Origin of the sequence: Leeuwenhoekiella palythoae, assembly GCF_020310025.1 — a bacterium.
Classification (GTDB): domain Bacteria; phylum Bacteroidota; class Bacteroidia; order Flavobacteriales; family Flavobacteriaceae; genus Leeuwenhoekiella; species Leeuwenhoekiella palythoae.
Genome location: NZ_CP084318.1, coordinates 2,383,047 through 2,395,918, shown reverse-complemented (window position 1 = coordinate 2,395,918; position 12,872 = coordinate 2,383,047). Strand labels below are relative to the sequence as shown.

Below are 12,872 nucleotides of genomic sequence, written 5' to 3'. Positions count from 1 at the left end.
CCTAAACTGTAAAAAAATCAATGACAAGATTATACCCTTTCTTTTTGAGCGTATTACTTGCTATGAGTTTTTCTTGCAGTAAAGAGACCACAGAATCTAAATTCATTGAGGCTCAAAATACAGGCATTACCTTCAGCAACGACTTAACAAACACACCTCAACTCAACATTCTTAACTACTTGTACTTTTATAATGGTGCAGGTACAGCCGTTGCCGATTTTAATAATGATGGCCTGCTGGATATTTATTTCACAGGAAATCAAGTCGCAGATCAATTATACCTGAATCAAGGAGATTTAAAATTTATTGATATTACTGACAAAGCTGCCATATACACCGCTGCTGATTCATGGAATACCGGCGTTACCACTGTAGATATTAATGCAGACGGACTCCTCGATATCTATGTATGTACGGTAAGTGGTCATCTTGATCTAACCGGAAGTAACAAACTTTATATCAATCAGGGAGTGCACGGCACGGTGCCCATGTTTATCGAGTCTGCTGCTGCTTACGGCTTAGATTATTCCGGACTCTCTACACAGGCTAGCTTTTTTGATTATGATAAAGATGGAGATCTCGATATGTATCTCCTCAATCACTCTGTGCATCCTAACGCCAGCTACGGCAGAGCAGCCATCCGCAAAATTCCAGACGCGCAAGGCGGTGATAAACTCTATCGCAATGATGGCAACAAGTTCACTGACGTAACCGAGCAAGCCGGAATCTTTAGTAGTAAAATAGGTTATGGGCTAGGTGTTTCCATATCAGATTTAAATAACGATGGCTATCCAGATATTTATATTGCTAACGATTTTTTTGAGAATGACTACGTTTATATCAATAATCAGGACGGCACATTTTCTGAAGCAAATACCACACAAAATCTACTGGGGCACACCTCTCATTTTTCGATGGGAAGCGATATTGCTGACCTCAACAATGATGGCAATACAGACATTTTAAGCTTAGATATGTTGCCTGAAAACCTTGAAGTTTTAAAAGCTTCGGGAAATGAATACGCCTACCCTATTTATCAAAACCAACTCAGAAACGGCTATGATTATCAGTTTATGCAAAACACCTTGCAGCTCAATTTAGGTAATGGAAGATTTGCAGAAACGGCATTTCAAAGTGGTATCGCTGCAACCGAATGGTCCTGGAGCCCTTTAATGGCCGATTTGGATAACGATGGTTATAAAGATATCTATATTGCTAACGGAATTCTGGGCGCTACTAATGATATGGATTTTGTAAATTTTATCTCCAACGAGAGTATTCAAAAGCGTTTAGGCAAAAATATGTCTGAAACCGAAATGGATTTCATCAAAAAACTTCCGGAAATCAAGACAACCAATTATGCCTATAGAAATGACGGCAACGGCATATTTGAAGATGTTACCGCACAATGGACATCTAATGAAAAAACGTTCAGCAATGGTGCTGCTTATGGAGATCTAGACAATGATGGCGATCTTGATCTGGTGGTAAATAACGTCAACCAGCCAGCATCTATTTTAAAAAATATCACTATTGAAACCCAAAGTTCAAAAGGAATTTCAGTTCATCTTATAGGTACTAAGCCCAATACTTTTGGGATTGGCGCCAAAATCACAGCGTATACATCAAACCATACTCAGGTTTTTGAAAACTATAGCACACGTGGCTTTATGTCAGCAGTTGCTCCTTCCATTTTTATCGGATTGGGCAACGCCACACAATTAGACTCTTTAAAAGTACTATGGCCTTCCGGAAAATCTCAAGTGATCACAAACGTTAAAACCGAGCTTTTTTTGGATGAAAAAGACGCCTCGCCAACCGCTTTTAAAACTCAAGCTCCATCAGATCTTGTTTGGGTTCAAGACAGTACGGCAATAAATTTTCAGCATAAAGACGGGAATTCTATTGAATTTAGTCGCGATCCTTTAGTTCCCTACGCAAACACTAACACCGGTCCGGCAATAGAAACCGGAGATTTGAATAATGACGGTCTTGATGATATTTTAATTCTAGGTGCCAAAGCGCAACAAACGAGCATTTTCTTTCAGCAGGAGAATGGGAACTTTACTGAAGATTTTCTCCCTGAAAGTGAAGAAGACGCGATTAACGAAGATACCGCAGCGACACTTATTGATGTCAATAATGACGGTTTGCTCGATATTGTCATCGCCAGCGGCGGGAATGAATTCACCTCCGGAAGACAACTAACACCTCGCCTCTACCTAAATTCGGAGGAAGGTTTTATTAAAATGAATAAAGCTTTTGAAGGCGTGTCGCTTAATGCTTCGACGATCACTGCTATAGATTTTGATAATGATGGCCACATTGATCTCGCTATAACCAGTGATTTGGTTCCTCAACAATTTGGTGCTACTCCGCAGCAATTCCTTCTAAAAAATGACGGTAAAGGAAATTTCGCTGATGTTACCCAAAAATATGCTCCCGACTTTTCTTCCGTAGGAAATGTAAAAGATCTTATCTGGGTCGATCTTGACAACAATGGTTTTAAAGATGCGATTGTCTGCGGTCACTGGATGCCTGTCAAAATCTTTATGAATTCGGACGAAAAGCTAAGGCTTCTAAATTTGGATGACCTCAAAAACACAAACGGACTCTGGAATAGCATTCGTGCTGAAGATTTTGACGGCGATGGCGATATGGATTTGATTGCCGGCAATTGGGGCTTGAACACCCGGCTGACCGCTTCGGTTGAAAAACCCATGAATCTGTATCGTTTCGACTTTGATAATAACGGAAAGATTGACCCGATAACTACCTATTTCTATAAAGGAACCGAAACCGTTTTGGCGACCAAAGATGAGTTGGTTAAACAACTTCCATTCTTAAATAAAAAATTCTTGAGTTATCACGATTTTGCAAAAGCCGGCATTACCGATTTACTTTCTGAAGAAAAACTTGAAAAAGCCGAAAAAAAGCAAGTATTTACGCTTGAGACCACGTATTTTGAGAACCAAGGAAATTTAGCGTTCAAAGCAACTGCGTTACCGCAAATGGCACAGATTTCGAGTGTAAAATCAATCATAACCAAAGATTTCAATGCCGACGGGTTACTAGACATCTTGCTCTTAGGAAACGACAGCGAGATCAGCACCCAGTTGGGCCGCCTTGATGCCTCGCACGGTGTGTTTTTATTAAATACAGGATCGGGTTTCAACTATACCGGTAACCACACTATTGATATTAGAGGCGCTGTACGCAGCAACTCAAAGCTGAAAATTAAAGACGATCTTTTTTACATCATAGGTCGTAATAATGATAAACCGCTTTTTATTAGAAAAGAGACTGCACATGATTAGTTTTAAGAAAATATACTTCATTGGCATTTGCCTAGCATTCGTTGCTTGTGATCAGGATAAGCAAGAAAATGATGCTGCAATAGATCAAGGGCCCACTTTGTTTACCACAATGTCCACCGAAGAAACGGGCATCGACTTTGTGAACGCCATTAAAAATCAGAGCGACTTCAACATTTTTAAATACCGAAACTTCTATAATGGTGGTGGTGTCGCTATTGGTGACATTAACAATGATGGCCTTGCAGATATCTACTTGACCGCTAATATGGAGCAAAACAAACTGTACCTCAATAAAGGAAATTTTCAGTTTGAAGACATTACCGAAAAAGCCGGTGTGGGCGGAAACAAACCTTGGTCTACCGGTGTGGTGATGGCTGATGTAAATGCTGACGGCTTGCTAGATATTTATGTGAGCAATGCCGGAAATATGAAAGGCAACAATCACGACAACGATCTGTACATCAACAACGGCGATCTAACCTTTACCGAAAAAGCACGGGAATACAATCTGGCAAAATCAGGCTTTTCTACGCAAGCGAGTTTCTTTGATTATGATAAAGATGGCGACCTTGATGTGTATATTTTAAATAACAGCAACGTTCCTGTAAGCGGGTTGGGATATGCTGAGCAGCGTGATACGCGTGCAGAAAACTGGGAAAATGTTCCTGATGTTTTTAAAGGTGTGGGCGATCTACTTATGCGTAACGACGGCGGAACTTTTACCGATGTTAGTGAAGAAGCCGGCATTTATGGTAGTTTAATTGGTTTTGGCCTTGGTGTGATGATCACAGACATCAACAATGATCTGTATCCGGATATCTATATTTCAAATGATTTCTACGAGCGCGATTATCTATACATCAATCAAAAAGATGGGACTTTTAAAGAAGAAATAAAAGAATGGACTTCCCACCTATCACTTTCTGCCATGGGCGTTGATATGGCAGACATTAACAACGATGGTTTGCAAGATATTTTTATTACCGATATGCTTCCCGAGCCGGAAGAGCGTGTAAAATCGGTAATGGAGTTTGACAATTATAATGTGTACAAACTCAAGCAGAGTAAAGATTTTTATCAGCAGTTTATTCAGAATACGCTTCAGGTGAACAATGGAAACGGCACCTTTTCTGAAACCGCCTATTATAGTGGCGTAGATGCTACCGACTGGAGTTGGGCCGGACTTCTTGTCGACCTTGATAATGACGGATATCGTGATATTTATGTCACCAACGGAATCAACCACGACTTAACTGATCTTGACTTTGTCGACTTTTTTGCGAATGAGATCATTCAAAATATGGCGATGACCGGTAAGCGTCAAGCGATAGATTCGATCATTGATAAAATGCCTAAAAAGCCGCTACCTAATGCGGTGTATCGCAATAAAAAAGACTTGACTTTTGAAGATGCCGGTAAAAAGTGGGGACTTGATATGCCCAGTATGTCCAACGGTTCAGCATACGGGGATTTGGATAATGATGGCGATCTGGATTTGGTTGTGAACAACGTAAATATGCAAACCTTTATTTATCGCAATGAAGCTGCACAACAAAACCAAAACCATTATTTAAGCCTCACATTTAAAGGCGGCGAGCAAAACCAGTTTGCCGTGGGTGCTTCGGTGCGTTTGTACTTTGATGATCAGGAGATTTTTCAAGAATTGTATCCGGTGCGCGGATTTCAATCTTCTGTAGATTATAAAATGACTATTGGTTTAGGCACTACGCAAACTATTGATTCGCTTCGCATTTTATGGCCTAATGATAAAACACAGCTTTTAACCCAAGTTGCGACCGATCAAACCTTAGCTTTAGCTCAAGCTGATGCTACGGAAACCTATATTCCGAAAAAGCGACAGCCACAAGCTCAATTGCTTACTGAGCTAAGCAACGAGAAGCTCAAAGCAAATACCGAAAACAATTATAACGACTTTGATTATGAAGGTTTGATCGCCAAAAAACTTTCACAGGAAGGTCCGGCGCTAGCTACAGGAGATGTCGATGGTGATGGCAATGAGGATGTTTATGTAGGAGCACCTAGCGGAAGCGCAGGAACCCTTTATTTACATCAAGGCAAGGGTAAACTGAATGTTAAAAACCAGTCGGCTTTTACCGAAGATGCTTTTTATGAAGATACTGCTGCTGCTCTTTTTGATGCCGACGGTGATGGCGATTTGGATTTAATGGTTGCTTCCGGCGGAAATGAAGTAGGTAAAAAAGAACAGTTAAAACCTAGATTGTATTTAAACGACGGCAAAGGAAACTTCAGCAAAGCTCCCGAAGAACTTCCTTCAGCATTTCAAAACATGAGCGTTGTAGCGCCTCATGATTTTGACGGCGACGGCGATATGGATGTGTTTATAGGTTCGCGCAGCGTGGTTGGCGTTTATGGTATTGACCCTAAACAACTCTTCTTAGAAAATACCGGCAATGGTGTTTTTGTAGACGCAACAGAGCGTTTGGCTTACGACACCAAAGATGCAGGAATGGTAACTGACGCGCTTTGGCTGGATATTGACAAGGACGGCAAAGCCGATTTGATCACGGTTTCAGAATGGGGTGCGCCGCTGGTGTATAAAAACTCGGGAAGACGACTTTCGCTAAAAGAAACAAGTTTAAGCGATAAAACCGGCTGGTGGAATACTATCGAAGCGGTTGACATCGACAATGACGGAGATATGGATTTAGTATTGGGTAATGAAGGAGAGAATCTACATTATCTACCTTCTGAGCAACGCCCAATGTCTATGTACATCAACGATTTTGACAACAACGGAACGATCGAGCAAATCACTACGATGCACAAAAATGGAAAGGATTACCCATTGCATCAAAAGAAAGAGATCACCGCGCAAATGAGCTCGCTTAAAAAACAAAACCTCAAAGCTTCAGATTATGCGAACCGCTATATTGATGAGATTTTCTCAAAAGAAAGTCTTCAGAATGCGATTAAAAAATCGGTGAAATATGCACAATCTATGATCGCTGTAAATGATGGTAAGGGTAATTTCAGTTTAAAACCCCTTCCCTATCAAACGCAATTGTCTTGTGTTTGCGATATTGTTGCGACAGATATCAATAAAGATGGTTTAGCCGATCTGATTATGGCAGGAAATAACTTTGAGTTCAAACCGCAATATTCTCAGCTTGATGCCAGCTTTGGTAACGTATTGCTCAACAAAGGTGATGCGTCGTATGCTTGGCAGAATTATGACAAGAGCGGCTTTTTCGTCAAAGGAGAAGTCAAGCATCTAGCGACCTTCAACGATAAAAATGGAACTACCTATTTAATCGCTTCGGTTAATGATCAAAAACCAAAAACCTTTGTGCTCAATGAATAAGTTTTTCTCACTGCTCATTTTAGGTTTATCGATCGTTTCTTGTAAAAACGAGCCGGAATTATTTTTAAACCCCAGCCCTGAAAAAACAGGAGTGACTTTTAAAAATACGCTCGAAGCTACAGACGATATGAATATTCTGGACTACCTCTATTTTTATAATGGCGGCGGACTCGCAATTGGCGATATCAATGATGACGGCTTGCCTGATATTTATTTTTCAGGAAATCAGGTTAAAAATCAGCTGTATCTCAATAAAGGAAATTTAAAATTTGAAGATATAACCGAAAAAGCCGGAGTCGCAGGAAACAGCGATTGGAACACAGGTGCCGTTATGGGTGACGTAAACGGTGATGGCTTTCTAGACATCTATGTATGTGCGGTGGTTGGCCTCAATGGATTGGACGGCTACAACGAACTTTTTATCAATAACGGCGATGGTACTTTTACCGAACGTGCTGCAGCATACGGCCTTGATCTGGACACCTATTCTTCTTCTGCTGCATTTTTGGATTATGACCTGGATGGAGATCTAGACATCTACATCCTCAATCACGCAGTACATACGCAGAGTTCGTTTGGGAAGGCAGATTTACGCTACGAACGCAATCAACAAACGGGAGATCGTCTGATGCGTAATGATAACAGTGTGTTTACCGATGTGAGTGAAGAAGCAGGGATTTACGGTGGAATCAACGGCTACGGATTAGGAATTGCGGTAGCAGATTTTAACCTTGACGGATATCCTGACCTGTATATTGGTAATGATTTTCACGAAGATGATTACTACTACATCAATAACGGCGATGGCACTTTTACCGAAGATTTAAAAAATCATTTTGGCCATACGAGCCGTTTTTCAATGGGAAGCGACGTGGCCGATCTCAATCACGACGGTTGGCCTGATTTGATTTCGTTAGATATGCTTCCGCAGGATGAGAACGTTTTGAAAGCTTCCGAAGGTGATGATAATATTCAAACGCAGCGCTTGCGTACAGATCGATATGGCTATCACTATCAGTTTACGAGAAATATGTTGTTTATCAATCGTGACGGAAAGGATTACCAAGAAACCGCGTTATTGAGTGGAGTTGCCGCTACAGACTGGAGTTGGAGCGCTTTGTTTGCCGATTTTAACCAAGACATGCAGCAGGATCTTTTTATCTCTAACGGAATCCCAAAACGCCCAAACGACCTAGATTACATCAAGTTTGTGTCAAACGAGCAGATTCAAAGTAAGATCAATAATACCAGCTTAATCGATACTAAAGCGCTCGATCTGATGCCTTCTGGAGTAACGCATAATTATGTTTATGAAGGAAGCGCCGATTTACAATTCAAAGATCAGTCTGGTAAATGGATTGCGAGCGACACCATTGTTTCCGGAGCGACGGCCTATGCCGATCTTGATAATGATGGCGACTTGGATTTGGTTACCAATAACATCAATGCTTCGCCTACCTTTTACATCAATAAAACTGACAAGAAAGCCAATTATCTTAAGCTAAAACTGAAAACGCAAATCTCAAACACCTATGCCATTGGTGCTAAAGTGTATGCGTATGCTAACGGAATTAAGCAGTTTAAAGAGTTGTTTACCGTGCGTGGTTTTCAAGCTTCTTCAGAGCCTTTGATCCATTTTGGATTGGGTGATGCTAAAACCGTTGACTCTGTGAGAATCATTTGGCCTGACAAGACAAGTCAGGTGCTTAAAAACATCAGCGCCAATCAAAGTCTCGTAGTAAATCAAGAAAATGCTCAGGCTTTTGATTACAACAGTTTAAAACCCAAACAGCAAAAGCTTTTCTCAAAAGTCACCGATTCTTTAGGCCTTGATTTCACACACGTTGAAGATGCTTATTCCGACTTTGATCGTGAGAAATTAATTCCCTATCAAATAGGTGATCGCGGGCCGGCGGTGGCAGTTGGCGATCTTAATGGAGACGGTAACGATGATGTGTTTTTCGGTGGATCGAAATACATCCCTTCTCAGGTGTTTATTCAGCAGGATTCAGCATTTGTAAAAACAGAATTTGCTGCGATCAAAAAAGATTCGATCAATGAAGAAGTAACCGCTGTTATCGCTGATTTCAACCAAGACGGGAAAAACGATTTGATGACCGGAACCGCAGGCGGTGACTTTTTTAACAGAGCAAAACCCTTGATTGACGGACTTTATCTAAACAACGGCACGGCTTTTTCTTCAGCAGCAATGCCTGAGCTTTTTGACAATACTTCGGTGCTTGCAACTTATGATTATGACGGGGACGGCGATCTTGATGTTTTTGCCGGAACCCAAGCCATAACAGGAAGTTTTGGTAAAACACCGGTTTCCTATCTTTTAGAAAATGAGAACGGAAATTTCCGCGTAGCGCAAGAGTTTAAAGATCTCGGTATGGTTACCGCTGCGGTTTGGAGCGATTTTAACAAAGATGGAAAGTTAGACCTTGTGGTCGTTGGCGAATGGATGGCACCTACCTTTCTAGAGAATAAAAATGGTAGATTAACTAAAGTCGATTTAGGAACCGAAAACCTTAACGGACTTTGGCAAAGCGTGATTCCGTTTGATATTGACGGCGATGGTGATGAAGATTATTTAGTCGGAAACTGGGGCAAGAACAGCAAGTTTAAAGCTTCGGCTGACGCACCTATGGTGATGTTTTACAATGATTTTGACAATAATGGCCAAACAGAAACTATTGTCACCACCGCCAAAGAAGGCAAGTATTATCCCTTAATGGGACTTGATGCGCTGGCTTCTCAAGTAGTTTCTTTCAGAAAAAAGTATCAGAATTACAGAGATTTTGCCGGTCAAACCATCGAGCAAATTCTTAGCAAAGAACAGTTAGAAACAAGTACAAAACTAGAAGTACAAACCTTAGAAACCGGTTATCTGCGCAATGACGGCGGCAAATTTGAATTTGTAGCTTTAGGTCGTGATTTTCAGGTTGCACCCGTGTTAAGTTTTTGTAAATTTGATTTCGATAATGATGGTAAAGAAGAAGTTCTTGCTGCCGGAAATTACTTTGGCGTACAGCCGTTTCACGGAAGATTAGACAGCTTTAACGGTGCCTTGATCAAAGATGAAAATACGGTGATTCCGGGAGATCAGATAGGTCTCGATTTTGCACGAAAATCTATACGAGATCTTTCTATACTTTCATTAAATGGTCAAAAGTATTTGCTTGCGACTCCCAACAACGCCACCAGCCAACTATACAAACTAGATTAACCGGGTTACACAACACCTTAAAACAATTTAAAGTAGAAATCGTTTTCATCAAGGTTTCCCTAAAATAATTTGAAGATTATGCTTAAAAAACTGAGCCTACTGGTTCTTTCTGCAGTTTTGATTACTTCTTGCTCCAAAGAAGAAAAACCACTTGTAGTTACACCAGACGATTATAACAATGCGGTAGATAAAGTTACCGAGGTGATCATTCATGATATTTTTTCGCCACCGGTGGCCAGCCGAATTTACGCCTACTCCAATATGGCGGCATACGAAGTTTTGGTTCAAAATAATTCTGATTATAAAAGTTTGGCAGGTCAAATTCACGAATTAGGAGAAACGCCAAAACCTGATGCTGACGCCGCTGTAAATTATGATGTGGCTGCGCTTGTTGCACAGATGGAAATGGCAAAAAGTCTAATCTTCTCTGAAGATCGCATTACTGAAATGCGCGACAGTTTGTATTTGCAATGGGAAGAGCAAAACTCAACCGAGTTGGAAGCTTCAAAAGCTTACGGACTCAAAGTTGCAGATCACATTAAAGCTTGGATGGATGGGGATATGTATAAGCAAACGCGCACCATGCCAAAGTTTTCGGTAAACCCTGATAATCCTTCGCGCTGGCAACCTACGCCTCCGGCATATATGGACGGTATTGAGCCACACTGGATGAAAATTAGAACGCTGGTAATTGATTCTGCAGATCAATTTAAACCGATTCCTCCACCGGCTTTCTCTATGGAAGAAGGTTCTGAATTTCACAAACAATTGATGGAAGTTTATGACGTGCGTAACGCCATGACCGAAGAAGGTGATGAATCTGAAAAATTGGAAATTGCCAAATTTTGGGACTGTAATCCTTATGTATCTACGCACAAAGGACACTTGATGTTTGCTACCAAAAAGATCACGCCCGGTGGCCACTGGATCGGGATTGTAAAAATCGCGACCAAAAAAGCCAATGCCGACTTGATGGAAACGGTTTACGTGTACACCAAGACTTCTGTAGCTCTTTTTGACGGCTTTATCAGCTGTTGGGATGAGAAATACCGCAGTAACCTCATCCGCCCTGAGACGCTCATCAATCAATATATCGATGATGCCTGGGCGCCGGTTTTACAAACTCCACCATTTCCTGAATACAGCAGCGGTCACTCTGTAGTTTCGGGAGCAGCAGCAGAAGTACTTACCCAAATTTATGGAGATAATTTTCAGTTTGACGATGATACAGAAACCGCTTATGGTTTGCCGGTACGCAGTTTTGATTCGTTTATAAATGCATCATCAGAGGCTGCTTTAAGTCGCCTTTATGGGGGAATTCACTATCGTGCAGCAATTGAAGAAGGACTTAAACAAGGGCGTCAATTAGGACAATTTATTGCGCAAAATTTACAAATGAAAACAAATACTGCTCAAGCTTCTAACTAAAAATTATGCTTAAAAAAATCGGAGTTGGCTTCTTCATCCTAGTTGCCGCAGCCTTGATCTGGTATCTGTTTATAAAACCCAGCGATTATATCATCAATTTTAAAGTCGTGACCACACCTGGGACTGTAACCCAATCTGTAAAAAGCTGGAATTATGATGTGCCGGATAGTGAGATCATAGCGCTAGACGGACTAAATAAAGTGGTGCAACAGCGGCATTTTGGCGATTCCGTAGTGAATTATACGTATGAGGCTAAAATGATCAACGACTCGGTAACGCAAGTAAGCGTTGGAGTAAAAGATCTTGATCATAGTGTGATCAACAGGCTTACCGCTCCATTTAAAAACACCCTTTTTAGAAAACGTAGTACCGAAAATGTTGAAACTTTTTTTGAGATTCTTCGGGAGCATTTAGATCAGATCAAAATCGAAGTTACCGGCTTGGATCAAACACGATCAACGTATGTAGCTTATGTTCCGCTGAAAGGATTACAGGTAGAAAAAGCACGTGGTATGATGCAGTATTACGGCTATATAGGCGATGTTTTACTTAAAAATAATGTAGAGCTTAACGGCCCGCCGATCATTGAAGTTACAGACTGGGATACTGAAACTGATAGTATTGCCTATAACTTTTGCTTTCCTATCATCAGGTCTGAAAACTTACCCATTTCAAAAGACATCAAGTACAAGCGCCTTTTTCAGAAAGAAGCCATTCACGCGGTTTACAATGGAAACTACATAACTTCAGATCGTGCGTGGTATGCCCTGCTTGAATATGCTGAGAGAAACAATCTGGAGGTTGAACATAAACCGGTTGAAATTTTCTACAACAATCCTAATATGGGCGGAAACGAGCTGGACTGGAAAGCTGACATCTACTTACCGATCAAACAAGAATCTCCGCTGGAATAAGATTAAGCTAGAAAATCAAAAGATAGCTTTAACCCTTGAATCACCATTGTAGTACCTATAATGGCGATAATCAATCCCATAATTTTACCAATTACAGAGATTACGTTATTCCCTAATTTTCGGGCGATAAAGTCGCTTAAACTGAAAGCCACATAGGTTAGCGCGCACATTAAACCGAAGATTAAAATCACCAAACCTATATTTACATAAGAAGCGTTGGACACAAAGTTCATCGCAGTTACGATAGTTCCTGGTCCGGCAAGAATAGGAATTGCCAAAGGTGAAACCGCAATATTCTCATCAAAATTAGGTTCCTTTAAATGCTTTACATTTGACTTTTTAGACTGAAGCATCTCAAAACCTACAAAGAAAATTAAGATCCCACCGGTAATTTTAAATGCTGGAATCGTGATCCCAAAAAGCTCGAATATAAATTTACCCAACACTACAAAAATGGCGATGATGATAAAAGCTACCATCACGGCTTTTTTGTTTACCGTTTGCTTTTCAGTTTTACTGGCACCTTCAGTTAAGGATAAAAAAATAGGAATATTAGAAACCGGGTTCATAATGGCAAAAAAGCCTGTAAACACCGAAATTGAGTAGGTTAAAATTTCATCCATACAGTGTAGGTTAGATTT

Annotated in this window: 6 protein-coding genes; 5 read left to right on the top strand and 1 reads right to left on the bottom strand. The window is 40.7% G+C overall.

What is annotated here, in order from left to right; all coding sequences use genetic code 11:
* Window positions 1–20: 20 nt before the first annotated feature.
* The 5 genes from LDL79_RS10190 (at window position 21) to LDL79_RS10170 (ending at window position 12,231) form a co-directional block, all read left to right on the top strand.
* A complete protein-coding gene (locus LDL79_RS10190) occupies window positions 21–3,317 on the top strand; it encodes a VCBS repeat-containing protein (RefSeq protein WP_225597634.1) in 3,297 nt (1,098 codons plus the stop codon).
* Complete coding sequence (locus LDL79_RS10185) at window positions 3,310–6,660, top strand: CRTAC1 family protein (RefSeq protein WP_225597633.1); 3,351 nt, start codon at window positions 3,310–3,312, stop codon at window positions 6,658–6,660. Before LDL79_RS10190 ends, LDL79_RS10185 begins: the two co-directional genes overlap by 8 nt.
* On the top strand, window positions 6,653–9,889 hold the full coding sequence (locus LDL79_RS10180; protein ID WP_225597632.1) for a VCBS repeat-containing protein: 3,237 nt from the start codon (window positions 6,653–6,655) through the stop codon (window positions 9,887–9,889). Before LDL79_RS10185 ends, LDL79_RS10180 begins: the two co-directional genes overlap by 8 nt.
* Before the next feature lie 78 nt (window positions 9,890–9,967).
* Entirely contained in the window at window positions 9,968–11,317 is a 1,350-nt protein-coding gene (locus LDL79_RS10175; RefSeq protein ID WP_225597631.1) for a vanadium-dependent haloperoxidase, read from the top strand.
* A gap of 5 nt (window positions 11,318–11,322) precedes the next feature.
* A complete protein-coding gene (locus LDL79_RS10170) occupies window positions 11,323–12,231 on the top strand; it encodes a GyrI-like domain-containing protein (protein ID WP_225597630.1) in 909 nt (302 codons plus the stop codon).
* A gap of 2 nt (window positions 12,232–12,233) precedes the next feature.
* Here the strand turns inward: LDL79_RS10170 and LDL79_RS10165 are convergent, their stop codons facing one another.
* Window positions 12,234–12,854, bottom strand: coding sequence for a MarC family protein (locus tag LDL79_RS10165; protein WP_167596107.1), 621 nt, complete (start codon window positions 12,852–12,854; stop codon window positions 12,234–12,236).
* Between the last annotated feature and the right edge of the window lie 18 nt (window positions 12,855–12,872).